This is a genomic window from Citrobacter amalonaticus (assembly GCF_018252635.1).
Lineage (GTDB): Bacteria > Pseudomonadota > Gammaproteobacteria > Enterobacterales > Enterobacteriaceae > Citrobacter_A > Citrobacter_A amalonaticus_E.
Map to the genome: position 1 here is coordinate 496,506 of NZ_JAGTXM010000003.1, position 15,307 is coordinate 511,812.

The 15,307-nt window shown below is 49.6% G+C and carries 14 protein-coding genes and 2 tRNA genes; 4 read left to right on the forward strand and 12 right to left on the reverse strand.

The window, feature by feature from the left end:
* Nucleotides 1-20: 20 nt before the first annotated feature.
* The 3 genes from nusA to KE671_RS12150 form a co-directional block, all read right to left on the reverse strand.
* The gene (nusA, locus tag KE671_RS12140; RefSeq protein ID WP_042325113.1) at nucleotides 21-1,508 is read right to left on the reverse strand and encodes a transcription termination factor NusA; all 1,488 of its coding nucleotides are present in this window, start codon (nucleotides 1,506-1,508) and stop codon (nucleotides 21-23) included.
* 27 nt (nucleotides 1,509-1,535) lie between these two features.
* Nucleotides 1,536-1,988: a ribosome maturation factor RimP gene (gene rimP / locus KE671_RS12145; RefSeq protein ID WP_043001756.1), complete on the reverse strand. Its 453-nt coding sequence runs from the start codon at nucleotides 1,986-1,988 to the stop codon at nucleotides 1,536-1,538.
* 207 nt (nucleotides 1,989-2,195) lie between these two features.
* Nucleotides 2,196-2,272, reverse strand: a tRNA-Met gene (locus KE671_RS12150).
* A 298-nt stretch (nucleotides 2,273-2,570) separates the two neighbouring features.
* Between KE671_RS12150 and argG the strand changes: the two genes are divergently transcribed.
* Entirely contained in the window at nucleotides 2,571-3,914 is a 1,344-nt protein-coding gene (argG, locus tag KE671_RS12155) for an argininosuccinate synthase (RefSeq protein ID WP_206163166.1), read from the forward strand.
* A 183-nt stretch (nucleotides 3,915-4,097) separates the two neighbouring features.
* Here the strand turns inward: argG and KE671_RS12160 are convergent, their stop codons facing one another.
* From KE671_RS12160 to KE671_RS12190, 7 genes are all read right to left on the reverse strand, one after another.
* Nucleotides 4,098-4,778: an oligogalacturonate-specific porin KdgM family protein gene (locus tag KE671_RS12160; RefSeq protein WP_206163167.1), complete on the reverse strand. Its 681-nt coding sequence runs from the start codon at nucleotides 4,776-4,778 to the stop codon at nucleotides 4,098-4,100.
* A 190-nt stretch (nucleotides 4,779-4,968) separates the two neighbouring features.
* Complete coding sequence (locus KE671_RS12165) at nucleotides 4,969-5,664, reverse strand: RraA family protein (protein ID WP_206163168.1); 696 nt, start codon at nucleotides 5,662-5,664, stop codon at nucleotides 4,969-4,971.
* Between the two features lie 14 nt (nucleotides 5,665-5,678).
* The gene (gene dctA, locus KE671_RS12170; RefSeq protein WP_206163169.1) at nucleotides 5,679-6,977 is read right to left on the reverse strand and encodes a C4-dicarboxylate transporter DctA; all 1,299 of its coding nucleotides are present in this window, start codon (nucleotides 6,975-6,977) and stop codon (nucleotides 5,679-5,681) included.
* Nucleotides 6,978-7,061: 84 nt separating this feature from the next.
* Complete coding sequence (locus tag KE671_RS12175) at nucleotides 7,062-7,943, reverse strand: amidohydrolase family protein (protein ID WP_206163170.1); 882 nt, start codon at nucleotides 7,941-7,943, stop codon at nucleotides 7,062-7,064.
* Between the two features lie 26 nt (nucleotides 7,944-7,969).
* Complete coding sequence (locus tag KE671_RS12180) at nucleotides 7,970-8,695, reverse strand: PIG-L deacetylase family protein (protein WP_206163171.1); 726 nt, start codon at nucleotides 8,693-8,695, stop codon at nucleotides 7,970-7,972.
* Between the two features lie 28 nt (nucleotides 8,696-8,723).
* Nucleotides 8,724-9,779, reverse strand: a complete 1,056-nt coding sequence (locus KE671_RS12185) for a 4-oxalomesaconate tautomerase (protein WP_206163172.1) — start codon at nucleotides 9,777-9,779, stop codon at nucleotides 8,724-8,726.
* A gap of 160 nt (nucleotides 9,780-9,939) precedes the next feature.
* On the reverse strand, nucleotides 9,940-10,839 hold the full coding sequence (locus tag KE671_RS12190) for a LysR family transcriptional regulator (protein WP_206163173.1): 900 nt from the start codon (nucleotides 10,837-10,839) through the stop codon (nucleotides 9,940-9,942).
* A gap of 323 nt (nucleotides 10,840-11,162) precedes the next feature.
* Here KE671_RS12190 and KE671_RS12195 point away from each other — a divergent pair, with 323 nt between their 5' ends.
* The 3 genes from KE671_RS12195 to KE671_RS12205 are packed head-to-tail and all read left to right on the forward strand — an operon-like array spanning nucleotide 11,163 to nucleotide 14,550.
* Nucleotides 11,163-12,173 (forward strand): LacI family DNA-binding transcriptional regulator, encoded by a 1,011-nt coding sequence (locus KE671_RS12195; protein WP_206163174.1) that lies wholly within the window; start codon nucleotides 11,163-11,165, stop codon nucleotides 12,171-12,173.
* A gap of 16 nt (nucleotides 12,174-12,189) precedes the next feature.
* A complete protein-coding gene (locus KE671_RS12200) occupies nucleotides 12,190-13,314 on the forward strand; it encodes a mandelate racemase/muconate lactonizing enzyme family protein (RefSeq protein WP_206163175.1) in 1,125 nt (374 codons plus the stop codon).
* 12 nt (nucleotides 13,315-13,326) lie between these two features.
* The gene (locus tag KE671_RS12205; protein WP_206163176.1) at nucleotides 13,327-14,550 is read left to right on the forward strand and encodes an MFS transporter; all 1,224 of its coding nucleotides are present in this window, start codon (nucleotides 13,327-13,329) and stop codon (nucleotides 14,548-14,550) included.
* Nucleotides 14,551-14,694: 144 nt separating this feature from the next.
* Here KE671_RS12205 and KE671_RS12210 read toward each other — a convergent pair.
* Together KE671_RS12210 and secG are read right to left on the reverse strand one after the other, a co-directional pair.
* A tRNA-Leu gene (locus tag KE671_RS12210) sits at nucleotides 14,695-14,781 on the reverse strand.
* A gap of 9 nt (nucleotides 14,782-14,790) precedes the next feature.
* Nucleotides 14,791-15,123 carry a preprotein translocase subunit SecG gene (gene secG, locus KE671_RS12215; RefSeq protein WP_206163177.1) on the reverse strand — a complete coding sequence of 111 codons (333 nt, stop codon included), beginning with the start codon at nucleotides 15,121-15,123 and terminating at the stop codon, nucleotides 14,791-14,793.
* Nucleotides 15,124-15,307: the final 184 nt, after the last annotated feature.

The following is a 15,307-nucleotide window of genomic DNA, read 5'->3' on the forward strand; positions in this document are numbered from 1 at the left end:
TTCCTTCCTGCTACAGTTTATTACGCTTCGTCGCCGAACCAGCAAATATTACGGGCAGCCATAATCAGCTCACCGGCTTTTTCGTCGGTCAACCCTTCGATATCAGCCAGATCATCAATGCCCTGTTCGGCGAGATCTTCCAGCGTACAAACACCACGGGCAGCCAGTTTGAAGGCCATATCGCGATCTAATCCTTCCAGATTCAGCAGATCGTCAGCCGGCTTGTTATCACCGAGGCTTTCTTCCTGGGCCAGTGCCAGAGTGGTCAGTGCGTTTTTAGCACGCTCGCGCAGTGCTTCAACGGTCGGCTCATCAAGGCCATCGATTTCCAACAGTTCTTTCATTGGCACGTAGGCCAGTTCTTCCAGGGTTGCGAACCCTTCTTCAACCAGAACAGTGGCGAACTCTTCATCAATATCGAGATATTTAGTGAAGGTATCGATCGCGGCGTGTGCTTCAGCCTGATGTTTAGCCTGGAGGTCATCAACGGTCATCACGTTGAGTTCCCAGCCGCTTAATTGCGAAGCCAGGCGGACGTTCTGACCATTACGTCCAATTGCTTGCGCCAGGTTACCTGCTTCAACGGCGATATCCATGGTGTGTTTATCTTCATCCACCACAATAGATGCAACGTCAGCAGGTGCCATCGCGTTAATCACGAACTGCGCCGGGTTATCATCCCACAGGACGATATCGATGCGCTCGCCGCCCAGTTCGGTCGAAACCGCCTGAACGCGCGCGCCACGCATACCGACACATGCGCCGACCGGGTCGATACGCTTGTCGTTGGTTTTCACCGCGATTTTCGCACGAGAACCCGGATCGCGAGCCGCAGCTTTAATTTCAATCACTTCTTCGCCAATTTCCGGCACTTCAATGCGGAACAGTTCGATCAGCATTTCCGGCTTGGAACGGGTGACGAACAGCTGTGCGCCACGTGCTTCCGGGCGAACGGAGTAAAGAACGCCACGAATACGGTCGCCAGGGCGGAAGTTTTCACGCGGCAGCATGTCTTCACGCAGGATCACAGCTTCTGCATTGCTGCCCAGATCCAAAGAGATGTTGTCGCGATTCACTTTCTTCACCACGCCGGTGATGATTTCACCTTCGTGTTCACGGAACTGATCGACAACCATCGCGCGTTCAGCTTCACGAACCTTCTGTACGATAACCTGTTTTGCGGTCTGGGTCGTGATACGGTCAAAGGTCACAGATTCAATTTGATCTTCAACGTAATCGCCCAGATTCAGGCTTTCGTCTTCAAAACGCGCAGCTTCCAGCGTGATTTCTTTCGTCGGCTGGGTCACTTCTTCAACGATCACCCAACGGCGGAAAGTGTCAAAATCACCGCTTTTACGATCGATTTCTACGCGAACGTCAATCTCTTGTTCATATTTTTTCTTTGTCGCTGTAGCCAGCGCACTTTCCAGCGCTTCAAAAATTTTCTCGCGTGGCAGCGCCTTTTCATTGGATACGGCTTCAACAACAGCCAAAATTTCTTTGTTCATCGCGGGCTTTTCACCTCATCCAGACTGTTAAAAGTGGGGAACCAGGTTCGCCTTCTGGATATTACTCAGCGCGAACACTTCATCTTTTCCTTCGACTGTGACGGTGATCATTTCACCATCTACCGCTTTGATAACGCCCTGCCATTTACGGCGATTCTGTACCGCCATGCGGAGTACCAGCGACACTTCTTCACCCAGGAAACGCACATAGTGTTCAGCAGTGAACATTGGGCGGTCGAGCCCCGGAGAGGAGACTTCCAGGTTATAAGCCACAGTAATCGGATCTTCGACGTCCAGAACTGCGCTCACCTGGTGGCTCACATCAGCACAATCATCAACATTGATGCCATCTTCACTATCAATATAGATGCGCAGTGTGGATGTGCGACCGCGAATAAATTCGATGCCGACCAGCTCGTAACCTAAGGCTTCAACTGGTGCTGTAATCATCTCTGTTAATTTTTGCTCTAATGTGGACAAGCCCACCCCCAAGACATAAAAAAAGGGCCTAAAGCCCAGTTATTCTGTAGTCAGATAACAAAAAACCCCGATAAATCGGGGCTTTAGATAACTGAACCCTATAACCGCAACTGCGGTCTGGAGAACCTTCCAAAAGAATTTTTTTCAAATCCAGCTACGAAGGCCATAGTCTTCACAGTATATTTGAAAAAGAACTCTAAGGGAAAGTGGTTGCGGGGGCCGGATTTGAACCGACGACCTTCGGGTTATGAGCCCGACGAGCTACCAGGCTGCTCCACCCCGCGCCTGAAACGTGGCAAATTTTACTCGTTTTGGGTAAAAGATGCAAATACTGCTGGGATTTGGTACCGAGGACGGGACGTAAAATCTGCGCGTATTATATTGATTACCCCCCCATTGTGTCAACCTTGTTAACAACATAACCTGACACGCTGTCACCAGCGTAATTTGCGGAAAAAAACACGAAACTCTTCCTGTCTCCGTAAAAAGATGATTAAATGAAAACTCATTTATTTTGCATAAACATGCACTGAGAGTAGAAAGCCGATCTCACCATCAGTCTATCAAGCAGGGTTTTATTTTATGACGACGATTCTCAAGCATCTCCCGGTAGGTCAACGTATTGGTATCGCTTTTTCCGGTGGTCTGGACACCAGCGCTGCACTGCTGTGGATGCGACAAAAAGGGGCTGTCCCATATGCATATACTGCGAACCTGGGTCAGCCAGACGAGGAGGACTATGAAGAGATCCCTCGTCGTGCAATGGAATACGGTGCCGAGAATGCTCGTCTGATTGACTGCCGTAAACAACTGGTTGCCGAAGGTATCGCAGCGATTCAGTGTGGCGCATTCCATAACACCACTGGCGGACTGACCTATTTCAACACCACGCCGCTGGGTCGTGCGGTGACCGGCACCATGCTGGTTGCGGCGATGAAAGAAGACGGCGTTAACATCTGGGGCGACGGCAGCACCTATAAAGGAAACGATATCGAACGTTTCTACCGTTATGGTCTGCTCACCAATGCCGAGTTGCAGATTTACAAACCGTGGCTGGATACGGATTTTATTGATGAACTGGGCGGTCGTCATGAGATGTCTGAGTTTATGATCGCCTGCGGTTTCGACTACAAAATGTCTGTTGAAAAAGCCTACTCCACAGACTCCAACATGCTCGGCGCCACGCACGAAGCCAAAGACCTCGAGTTTCTGAACTCCAGCGTCAAGATCGTCAACCCGATCATGGGCGTGAAGTTCTGGGATGAGAACGTGAAGATTACGGCAGAAGAAGTCACCGTGCGTTTCGAACAGGGTCATCCGGTCGCGCTGAACGGTAAAACCTTTAGTGACGATGTGGAAATGATGCTGGAAGCGAACCGCATTGGCGGGCGTCACGGCCTGGGCATGAGTGACCAGATTGAAAACCGTATTATTGAAGCCAAAAGCCGTGGCATTTACGAAGCCCCGGGGATGGCACTGCTGCATATCGCCTATGAGCGTCTGCTGACCGGCATTCATAACGAAGATACCATTGAGCAGTATCACGCACATGGTCGTCAGTTAGGTCGTTTGCTGTACCAGGGCCGTTGGTTCGACTCTCAGGCGCTGATGCTGCGTGATAGTCTGCAACGTTGGGTCGCCAGCCAGGTAACGGGTGAAGTCACGCTGGAACTGCGTCGCGGCAATGACTACTCGATCCTGAATACCGTGTCTGACAACCTGACCTACAAGCCAGAACGTTTGACCATGGAAAAAGGCGACTCCGTGTTCTCGCCGGACGATCGTATTGGGCAACTGACCATGCGTAACCTGGATATTACCGATACCCGCGAGAAGCTGTTTGGCTACGCGCAGTCCGGCCTGCTTTCTGCCTCTTCAGCAACGGGCTTGCCCCAGGTCGAAAACCTGGAAAACAAAGCGAAGTAACGGGTTTAAAATCTAAAAAGGCCGCTTTCGCGGCCTTTTTTATGGGCCCCTGATAAAACCCAGTTGATCTGTTTAATTTGTATAAAAAGATCCGCAAACGGGTGGGTATTTCCGGATCGTTCAACAAGACTTTAACCGATCGGCATGACTCCAGGTGCGTGCTTATCAGTCATGTCAACGACATCAGAATGTATATTGCAACCCTAAGCGATATCGACTTTCGCGATCGTCTCGTATTGGGGATACCGCAACATTTCCCACCTCGACATAGGGCGTCCATTGCGCAGAGGCTTTCCATGCAATCCGCCCATTATATTCATAATCCTCTTTCTTATTATCATACTTGATTACGTCACTGTGCTTATAGACGTAATTGGTTTCAAAGGTGAGCGTCTTCCACCGATATCCCAGCCAGATATCGCCTCGGTTAATATGTTCGTCATCTTTACCTTCACTGGTATCTCGTGCATACTCATAACGATACCGTACGGAAAGATATAATCCCGAATCAAAGTTATACCAACCGCGTAAGTACGGTTTATATATTGTTTTAGACGACGTGGTTTCGAACTCTATTCCGGGTTGTAAATCGATTACCGGAGTCAGTTTGTAGGTGTAATTGAGCGAGTATTCGCTGCCGTTGTCAACAATATCTGATAACGGTTTATCCGTTGAATCTCCACCCGATTTAAATTTCCCTTCAACAAAGAATCCCACACCATTCGCAAACCGATGCGAAACCTGAATCCTGTCACGGTGAACTTTGTTATCGTCGAGATACTCATGCCTGAAATCAAGCATGACCGCAGTCGAAGAAAAAGCTGTCGAGAATAAAAAGAGGCTTAATACAAGATTCCTTTTCATAATATTACCCTGTGATATTTATTTTTAAAAAATCCCAATTTCAGAATTGGTTGCAGGGGAAATACGCAGCCGTATTTAAACCGTTGCCAGATAACGTCAATAATTCTATTGACTCACGTTCTTAAACGACCAGACGTATTTATTCTTATCGTCACTCAATAAGGAGACGTTTCCTTTACAGCAACAACCGTTAACGCCAGATATCTTGAATAATTTCACATTGCTTACTGGCGAGCTCCCTGTCCACCCAACTGCGGTCAGCGTTACCCGCCCGGGTTGCCAGCAATTTTTTACTGTCAAAAAGCTGATATTTTTCAGCTTCTGCCAGAAGTGCTCGCGCATCCTGTCGGGCAATAACAATAACGCCATCACCATCGCCGACAATGATATCCCCCGGCATTACCGACATACCGCCGCAGGATATCGGCACATTAATCTCCCCTGGTCCGTCCTTAAAAGGACCCGCAGGCGTACTTCCCGTCGCGTAAACCGGAAATTCCATCGCCTGAATACTGTATAAATCACGCACAGGGCCATCCAGAACGATCCCGCTGGCCTTACGCGTTTGGGCATACGTAATCATGATTTCACCCATCAGCGCCTGGCTATTACCGCCATCATTGGAGACCACCAGCACGTCACCCGGAGTCAGGATATTTAATGCCTTATGGACCATTAAGTTATCTCCGGCACGGGCTTTCACTGTCAGAGCTACCCCAACCATGTTCTCTTTACATGGCAAAGACAGTCGACGAATAGTGCTGTTCATCGCACTGAGTCTTCCCATGCAGTCGGCAATATTCGCTGCCGGGATAGCTTTAAATGCAGCAATCAGCTCCGGGTCAGGAAGATGACGCTGAGTAAATACTCTGAATCCATTGCTCATACTATTTCCTCCTTTTATTTGAGTGTCTCAGAGCGATATTCCACCGCTGAGTTTTTTGACTGCGTATTAAGCGTCTGGCGCATTTGTTCTTTATCAAGAACACCATCCCATGCAGACACCGCAATGGCTGCGATACCGTTACCGATCAGGTTGACAATCGCCAGTCCGGTTCCGACAAAACGGTGGATACCCAGAATAAGAACCATCCCGGCGACAGGCACTACGGGCAGAACAATCAGGGTACTGGTTAACATGACAAATGCCGCCCCCGTCACGCCTGCTGCACCTTTAGAGGTCAACATCGCAACCAGGATCAAGATCATCTGGCTGGAGAAGGAAAGTTCCGTATTTGTCGCCTGGGCGATAAACAGGATAGCCATCGTCATATACAGATTGGTGCCATTAAGATTGAACGAATACCCTGACGGTATGACAAGCGCCACTACCGGTTTTGGGCACCCCATTCGTTCCACTTTTTCCATCAGGTGAGGCAAGACGACCGATGAAGAGCCCGTCCCCAGAATGATCAACAGTTCTTCTTTGATATACCGGAGATAAGCGAACAGGCTGAAACGGCAGACGCTGGCGACAGCACCATAAACAACGACCACAAAAACAATCAGCAGCAGATAGAAGCCGAAGACCATTTTGACCAGCGGGATCAACGACGCAAGCCCATAGGCACCGATGGTATACGCAATGGCGCCAAATGCCCCAATTGACGACAGTTTGGAGATCAAATGCACATTATGGAAAAAGACGCGGGACGCACTTTCAACAAACTGAAATACCGGCCGCCCTTTCTCACCGATGGCTGACAAAGAATAACCAAACAGAATAGACACCATCAGAATGGCCAGCACATTCCCCGAAGAAAAGGCGCTTACAAAGGTTGATGGGATAATACCCATCACGAAAGTCACCACGTTCACTTCTTTGGCGCTCTCGGTATATTTACTTATTGCTGAAGTATCCAGAGTGGAAAGCTCAACATTAAATCCGGCGCCAGGCTGGATAACATGGCCGCCAATCAGACCGATAATTAAGGCGACAATCGACATTACCGCAAAATAGATCAATGCCTTGCCACCCACCCGACCCAGTTCTTTCATATCGCGCATCCCGGCAATACCGGTGACGACGGTACAAAAAATGATCGGGCCAATGATCATGGCTATCAACTTAATGAAGCCATCGCCTAATGGCTTCATTTTTACTGCCAGATCCGGAAAGAAATAGCCAAGAGAGACACCAATCACAATCCCAACTATTACCTGAAAATAAAGCTCTTTATAAAATGGTTTGCTGGTCATCTTATTCACCTCCACATGTCAATGTGGCTTCAGTAACCTCTGAACACTCAAATCCGTATAAAAAGTCAAAGCCTCTGGTCGAGCTTATGCCTCAACAGGCGTAAAACCATAGATACGGACAGGGTTTTCGACGAGCAGTTTGCGGCGCATGTGCTCATCCTCACAGAAATCCAGCATCAGATTGACCAGTTCACCGTCGTTAGGCATGTCATTACTGATATTGGGATGTGGCCAGTCGGTTCCCCACAACACCCGATCCGGGGCGGTTTCAATCAATGCGCGGGCAAAAGGAATGGCATCATTGAATGGCCGAATGCCTGCAGAAATACGCTCTGAGCCGCTGACTTTAACCCATGCAAACGGATTGTCTCGCATGAGGTGCAGTAACTGCTGGAAGGGCTTTTGCTCAAGACCTGACGCGGTTTTCGCGCGACCCATATGATCGATAATGAACGGAATATCAATTTTGCTAATCACGTCGGAATAGGTAACGATATCCTGCGCGTCCAGATGCAGCACAACATGCCAGCCCAGGTCTTTAACACGGCGCAGAACCGAGAAAAAACGGGGGAGATCGGGGGCGCCGCCAAGGTGTTGAACGAAGTTAAATCGAACCCCTCGCACCCCACCAGTATGGAGCCGCTCCAGTTCGGCATCACTTTCATCGCCATTGACCATGGCAACGCCGAGATAACGTCCTTTGCTTCGGGCGATAGCATCCAACATCGCGCTGTTATCAGTACCATGACAGCTGGCCTGGACAATCACGGCCCGGCTAATGCCCAGCCAGTCATGCAGCGCCATCAGCTTTTCAAACGGAGCATCTTCCGGGGTGTATTTCCGGTTTGGCCCGTAGGGGAAGATACTGCCAGGACCAAACACATGGCAATGCGCGTCACACGCACCGGGCGGTAATATCTCCCTCGGTTTAATCGGGCTGGGATCGGGTGATTTGCAGCTTTTCATGGGGCCTCCTTAGGCATTATTTTTCATCAAGAAAACTGGGCGGTAACCTGCGGGAAAATACGCTGATAACCTTCGGCATATTTGATTTTCAAATCTGAATTTCTCGACGCCTGCACGCCGCGCTGCAACGCGACTCGGGTGTAGTACTCCCAAAGATGTTCCTGCGCCGCCATGGATTCCATCGCTTCACGCTTGGTTTGCCATACTTCGCTGATATCCAACAGCACTTCTGGTTTCCATTCACATTGTTCGGGTTGATGAGGTTCAAACAGAAAGACGGGCGGTGCGCCAATCACTGCCTTTTCAGGATGGTGGCCGTGCGCCTGGGCAACGATACGCGCTTCCTGAGCGATATGCGTCGCCATTGGGTGGTCGAAGTTGTAGGGATCTTTCAACGAATGCGTCAGCACAAACTCAGGTTTGAGTTCACGATACAAATCAGCGAGGGCAAAGAGAACGTCATCATTGACTCGCATGGGATAGTCACCGACATCCATAAAATGGATCGTTCTGGCACCCAGGATTCCAGCAGCCTTCCGCGCTTCCTTCTCCCTTTCCTGTTTCACGGTGGTCATCTCCATGCCTGGCTGACGCCAGAGTTTGGCGGATTCACCACGCTCACCAAACGACAGGCAAACAATATGCATGTCCCAGCCACGAGCGGCATATAGCGCAATGGCACCACCCGCGCGCCAGACAAAATCAGCGGAATGAGCGCTGACGACCAAAGCGGTTTTAGGTTGCGTATTCATATTTCTTCCTCCTGTAAGAGCTAACAAATCAAGGAACGAGCACTTCGCCACGCATGATCAACCGTGCCGTTCGCATCAAGGCGGCCTGCGCCACAGAGCCATCTTCATTCAGGTGCAGATACACCGTTAATTCGCCGGAAGGATGCTCGATAGACAGGCGTTGTTCAGTGCCACCGGAAAGTTGTGATACGGCGTGAGCGACAGAACCTGGCATAACGGCAGCGGTGGCAACGGTGACGGCACCGAGGACGCCAATGGCGGCATGGCAGGTATGAGGGATGAATGTTCTGGTGCAGAGCGCGCCGCCAGATCGTGCTCTGGCAACCATGCTGATTTTCGGCACCGACTTATTGGCTAAATCAGTGATACCCATTAGCTTGCCGGCTTTCAAACGCAGGTTTTCAATACGCGCCGCCAGCGCATTATCCGCATTAAGCCGATCTTTCGTTTCATAACCCGTTATCCCCATATCGCTGGCAGCCACAATAATGACCGGCATGCCGTTATCGATGCAGGTCACACGGATGCCATCAACGACATCACACAGTTGACCCGTGGGGAGTAAGGCGCCGCAGACCGAACCTTCCGTATCAAGAAAATTCTGCAACACCGGGGCGGAGGTTCCCGGAACGCCGTCAATACTGACATCCCCTTCGTAACAAGGATGTCCACCGGGTGTTTGTAGCGTCACTTCAGCGATCATGTTGGTATTGAGTGTACGGATACGCAGCACCGTTTGATCGCCCTGCGCGGCAATCAGACCCGCCTCCAGCGCCGCCGGACCTGCCGCGGCCAACATGTTTCCGCAATTGGGCGTGGTATCCACGCGTCTTTCGTTGATGGCGACCTGGGCAAACAAAAAGTTGATATCAGCCTCAGCATCGGGGGCCAGCGAGATAATGCCGACTTTACTCGTCAGCGTCGTGGCACCGCCAAGACCATCAATTTGTCTTTCATCAGGAGAGCCCATCACTGACAGAATTAAACGATCGCGTTCGCCAATATCCTCTGGCAGATCTTTCGCCAGGAAAAACGGTCCTCTTGATGTGCCACCGCGCATAAACCAGCAGGGTAATGTCTTCATGATCTTCTCGCTTCGTCATAACCATCAGGTCTGTGAGGACTAAGCTAACAACGAAGATGGCTATGAAAAAGATGCAAACGGTCATAGCTGAATTGCATTTTTTGCATAGAAGTCGGGAAGCGTGACGTAATGACGATCGCTCTTGTCGACAAGAAAAGATTCAGGATAATCGCTGACTGATAATCCGTTGCTGGAGAAGCAGTTCCATCGTCCGCTGGGCGAGAGAAGAGAAATGATGCTGGTTCGATGTGGCCAGGATGACACGGTTCAGGATAGGGGGCGTAATGGGCACAGCCGTTAATCCTTCAGGACGGTAATCAACTTCCAGTGAATTCGCCGGTAATACTGCGTACCCAAATCCTCTGGACACCAGTCCCAGCATTGAGGGAACCGTGTCAATCTCCAGAACGACATTCAGGCTGACATCATGACGGGCGCATTCTATTTCGACCAGATTGCGCAGCATTTGCTGTCGGTTCGGGATAATAAGGGGATAGGTGCTGAGTTCACGCAGAGGAATACTCATGTTGCAGGCAACCGGCGAATGACTCGGCGCAATAAGACATAATTTTTCAGTCCAGAGATGCTGATATTTCAGGCTGCGTTCAGGAGAGGGGTTATAAAGTATTGCAATATCCAGTTCCCCCAAAATTAAACGTTTTTGCAGCCAGTACGTCAGGTTTTCGGTAATCGCCAGGGAACAGTCAGGAAATTCAGCAAGAAAATCGGTGACCAGCCCCACGGTTAAGAGTTTCCCCAGTGTAGGAGGCATGCCAACCGTCACTTTGCCCTGGTATATACCATCACCTGTACTCAACGCCTGCTCGGCGATTTCAACCTGCCGTAGAATACCTTTGCCGTGCTCCAACAGTTGTCGGCCTTCGGCGGTCAGCGTCACGCCACGACCGTTACGTTTAAGCAATGTTTTCCCCAGTTCCAGTTCTAACTGACGTACCTGTCGGCTGACCATCGACTGAGATTGATCAAGTGTCTGGGCCGCCTGGCTGAAACTGCTTTGCTCCGCTACCCGGATAAAACTGCGTAATTTCTTTAAATCCACACATCCCTCCTGCGCCGTGTCATCTCATTCTGAATAAGGACAACAGAGGATTAACGTAAAAAGGTAATCCAGGCAATCGGCTAACATACCTCTGGGCGGAGGTTGCGCCGCTGACAAAAACAGGATTCACCGACGTATCTGACCGTCCTCTGGCTCCCGGATGGAACCATAATCCCAAACGTGAAGACGTCATCATGTGATCCATCACTGAAACTGACGATCCTCCTGCTTTTGGAAACCATTACACGATCTGCGATCAAAATCACAGACGAACCTTCATCTCTCTGTATATTTAGGTAATCGATTACCTAAAATTAAACAAAATGAAAAAGAAATTACTAATAAAAGATGTTGCAAATATGGCGGGTGTATCAACGGCAACAATCTCTCGTTTTCTTAATGGGAAATATCAGTCTATGAGCGAAACAACCCGTCAGAAGATTGCCAGTACGATCGAAAGCATTGGTTACCAACCCAATAACATTGCCAGGTCGTTACGTCGACAGGAAAGTAAAACTATCGCCGTCATTATGGCAGATATTTTTAACCCGTACTCTATGGATGTATTACGTGGTATTGAGGAATATTGCTCGCAGGAAGGATACAAAATATTTATTTGTGATGCGAAAAACTCAGGAACCAGAGAACGTAACTACATTGAAGAGATGGTTAACCGGGGAGTTGATGGCTTTATCCTCAACACTACCGGCGAAAACGATCTTTTTATTAAGGGAATTTCTTTAGAACACCCTGTTGTATTAATCGGCAGAAAGATAAAAAACAGCAACATCAGCAGTGTCGCGGCAGATAACGCCCAGGGGGTTAAGCTTGCCCTTGAACATCTGCTGAATACGCATTGCAGTCGTGTCAGTTATTTAACACCAACACCAGGGAATGTTTCACCACGTATTGAAAGAGTTGACACTTTCGAACGTTTTGCCGCATTAAGCGCTTATTCGCATATTGCCTTTGAATGCATCCAGTTCGATGTAGTCGATCGCGAACACGTGACAAAAGCACTGGAAACGTTGACTCCTCGTTCCTCACCCAACCATACCATCATCACTGGGAACGGGTTGCTGTCACTGTATGTGGTGCAGGCGGCCAAAGCGCTAAGTAAGCGGATCCCGGAGGATTTCTCGCTGATCGGTTTTGACGAGACCGAATGGTCGGAGATCCTCAAAAACCCGCTGACTGTCGTGGCGCAACCAACCTATGACATTGGCAGTACCGCAGCGAAAAAAATAATCACAACGCTCAGAAAAGAAAATGAAAGCAATCAAGAAAGGATCACTCTCTTGCCATTTTCACTGATTGTCAGAGAAACCGCCTGACGGATGAGAGGATATTATGAAAATTAGATCAATCAATACCCGGGTAATTACTGACGAATTGCCAGAGAAATTTGGCATGTCGCAATGGTTCTGGAATAAACGAGCAATATGCATCGTTGAAGTCGAAACCGATGAAGGTATCACTGGTTGGGGTGAATGTTTTGGCCCAGCACAGGCGAATGCCGCGCTGATTAACGAGCTATTCGCACCGTTATTAAAAGGTAAAAACCCGCTACAACGCCGAATAATATGGGAAGAGATGTACAATCGCACGCGGGAGTTTGGCAGAAAAGGGATTGCCATTACCGCATTATCAGGAATTGATATTGCGCTGTGGGATATTTTTGGCAAAACCACCGGTAAACCCATTGCTGAACTGCTGGGTGCCGATCTTGAAACACCGATTACAGCTTACGCTTCCAGCTTTTATTATTCGCCCACGGATGATTTCCAGCAAATTGCAATAGATGCCAGAAGCGGCCTGGATGAAGGCTATCAACATTTTAAAATGAAAGTTGGCGCCCTGACGCTGCCAGAAGATATAAAGCGCGTTGCTCGCGTGCGCGAACTCATTGGCCCTGACGCTACACTCGCCGTGGATGCTAACCGTGCCTATACCACACATGAAGCGCTGAAATTCGCCCAGACGATTGAGCAATATGACATTAGCTGGTTTGAAGAACCGATCTTACCCGACGATACGGCGGCCTATCACCAACTTAAACAACAGTTCCCGATAAAACTCGCGGCAGGGGAATCAGAATTCACCCGTTTCGGTTTCCGTCGTTTCCTTGAGGCCGATTGCGTAGATATCGCGCAACCTGACGTCGCCGCCTGCGGCGGTATCAGCGAAATCCTTAATATCGCCGCCCTTTCCACTGCATATGGCGTTGAGTGCTATCCGCATCAGTGGGGATCAGGCATCTCGTTAGCGGCCACGCTGCACGTGATGGCGGCGCTACCCGCCGCAGTGCCACGGATGGCCAAAGAGCCGGCACGGCTGGAGCTTGATCGCGCACCCAATATTTTCCGTGACAAGTTAACCGATCTGGATATTGGTCCAGTCATGTCCGTGCCTGATAAACCTGGGCTGGGTATCGAGATCGATCCTGACATGCTTGACCATTACGCGCTGAAATAAAAGGTAGAGAAAATGTTTAAATCAAAATGGTTCAGAATTGGCGTCACGCTGATGGTAGGGCTATTTGTTGCCTACCTTGATCGTTCAAACCTCTCTATCGCGCTGCCGGGCATGGAGAAAGAACTCGGCATTGATGGCGCAGCAACAAAGAGCCTCGCTTTAACGGGGTTTCTGATTGGCTATGCGCTGGCTAACTTTTTTGGCGGATTTCTGGCGAACCGTTTGAATCCCAAAATTACCATTGTCACGATGGTGTTCCTGTGGTCAGTAGTACAGATTATGACCGCATGGATCACCTCAGCAGCGCTACTGATTGCATTCCGTATTATTCTGGGTATTGCCGAAGGCATTTACTGGCCACAGCAGTTTCGCTTCGCCAGGGCCTGGTTTAATAAAGATGAAATCACGCGCGGCACAAACCTGATCCAGTTTTACGGTCAATTCCTGGCGCTGAGTCTGGGCTTTATCATTCTGACCCCGATCTTCGATCACCTCGGCTGGAAATGGGTGTTTTACATTACTGGTGGCATGGGTGTCTTTATTGTGGTGCCAATGTTCCTCGCATTCCTGAAAAACAGCCCGGACAAGGCTTCTGCTCCAGACGAACCAGCGGAAGAACCGGAACCCGCTGGGGGTAAAATAAGCTTCAGCGATCTCGGCGGCGCACCGTTCCTGCTGTTGGTGTTCAGCTATTTTGCTAATGGCATGCTGTTCTGGGGGATCACACTGTTCATTCCAATGGCAGTGCTGTCACTGGGTTTCAGCGGATTTTCACAGGGTGTAGCAAGCGCGCTACCTTATTTTCTGGCAATTCTGCTGGCGATCCCGGTGTCGTGGTACAGTGATAAAACGCAAAAACGGGGGCTCATTGCTGCCTGCGGGCTTGGCTCAGCAGGGCTGTTTTTAATCGCATTGCCATTTATCGACAGCCCGTTAGGCAAACTGGCGCTCATCACCTTAGCCATTGCCTGGTTCACCAGTTGCTACACCACCAATATCTGGTCAATTATCACTTCCAGCGTGAAGAAATCAGCGGTGGGACCTGCGGCAGGGGTAATAAACGGTGTGGGAGCGGGTCTCGGAGGAACGACGGCCGGGTTTGTTGTACAGTATCTGCAATCCTGGAGCGGATCGTATGTACCAGGGTTCACGGTACTTGGCGTTGTCGCAATCCTGGGCGGTCTCAGCGTTTACACCTACAGCCGGATTATAGCGGCGCGTCTGGTTATAGCATAATTGTAGAAACATAAAGCGGCAGTCGTGATACCACGACTGCCGCTTATTTCTTTTCAGAACGCTCCGGATTCACGACGTTCTCTGCAAAGAAGGCAGATTTTAGATACAAAAAAGGGCATCAGTTGATGTCCTTTTTTTGAATATTGGTACCGAGGACGGGACTTGAACCCGTAAGCCCTATTGGGCACTACCACCTCAAGGTAGCGTGTCTACCAATTCCACCACCTCGGCACAGAAATCTTAGTGCGGGATATCGCTGGTCGGCTTAGCCGGAGCAGCAGGCTGAGTTTGCTCGGTTTTCGCCGGCGCGCTCAAATTTTCCCACTCACTTCCTTTATTGGTTTTATTGCTGTTGATATTGCCCAGCACCAGACTGATGATAAAGAACAACGTCGCCAGTACAGCCGTCATACGGGTCATGAAGTTACCAGAACCACTTGAACCAAACAGCGTAGCGGAAGCGCCTGCTCCGAAGGAGGCTCCCATATCAGCGCCTTTACCTTGCTGCAGCATAATCAAGCCCACAAGGCCAATTGCCACAATAAGGAAAACTACCAAAAGAGCTTCGTACATAATCAACCTGTTCCTTGCGGAGTTGCCGCATACCAATGCTTCTAACCAATAAAGCGGGATAACTTACTGTTTCCCACTGAAGCGGGTGTGAATACTAACCAAAGCGAATGACCTTCGCAAGGGCAATTTTAGTGCATTGTACCAACTGCGGAAAAAAACAGCAAAAGCCGGGTTTCCCTTTCAT

Bases quoted from the DNA above. Each gene is read 5' to 3' on its own strand.
- KE671_RS12200 (WP_206163175.1), top strand. From the start codon at position 12,190: ATGAAAATTAGATCAATCAATACCCGGGTAATTACTGACGAATTGCCA.
- KE671_RS12205 (WP_206163176.1), top strand. From the start codon at position 13,327: ATGTTTAAATCAAAATGGTTCAGAATTGGCGTCACGCTGATGGTAGGG.
- KE671_RS12165 (WP_206163168.1), bottom strand. From the start codon at position 5,664: ATGAGCAATGGATTCAGAGTATTTACTCAGCGTCATCTTCCTGACCCG.
- KE671_RS12175 (WP_206163170.1), bottom strand. From the start codon at position 7,943: ATGAAAAGCTGCAAATCACCCGATCCCAGCCCGATTAAACCGAGGGAG.
- KE671_RS12185 (WP_206163172.1), bottom strand. From the start codon at position 9,779: ATGAAGACATTACCCTGCTGGTTTATGCGCGGTGGCACATCAAGAGGA.
- KE671_RS12195 (WP_206163174.1), top strand. From the start codon at position 11,163: ATGAAAAAGAAATTACTAATAAAAGATGTTGCAAATATGGCGGGTGTA.
- KE671_RS12160 (WP_206163167.1), bottom strand. From the start codon at position 4,778: ATGAAAAGGAATCTTGTATTAAGCCTCTTTTTATTCTCGACAGCTTTT.
- dctA (WP_206163169.1), bottom strand. From the start codon at position 6,977: ATGACCAGCAAACCATTTTATAAAGAGCTTTATTTTCAGGTAATAGTT.
- argG (WP_206163166.1), top strand. From the start codon at position 2,571: ATGACGACGATTCTCAAGCATCTCCCGGTAGGTCAACGTATTGGTATC.
- nusA (WP_042325113.1), bottom strand. From the start codon at position 1,508: ATGAACAAAGAAATTTTGGCTGTTGTTGAAGCCGTATCCAATGAAAAG.
- KE671_RS12180 (WP_206163171.1), bottom strand. From the start codon at position 8,695: ATGAATACGCAACCTAAAACCGCTTTGGTCGTCAGCGCTCATTCCGCT.
- secG (WP_206163177.1), bottom strand. From the start codon at position 15,123: ATGTACGAAGCTCTTTTGGTAGTTTTCCTTATTGTGGCAATTGGCCTT.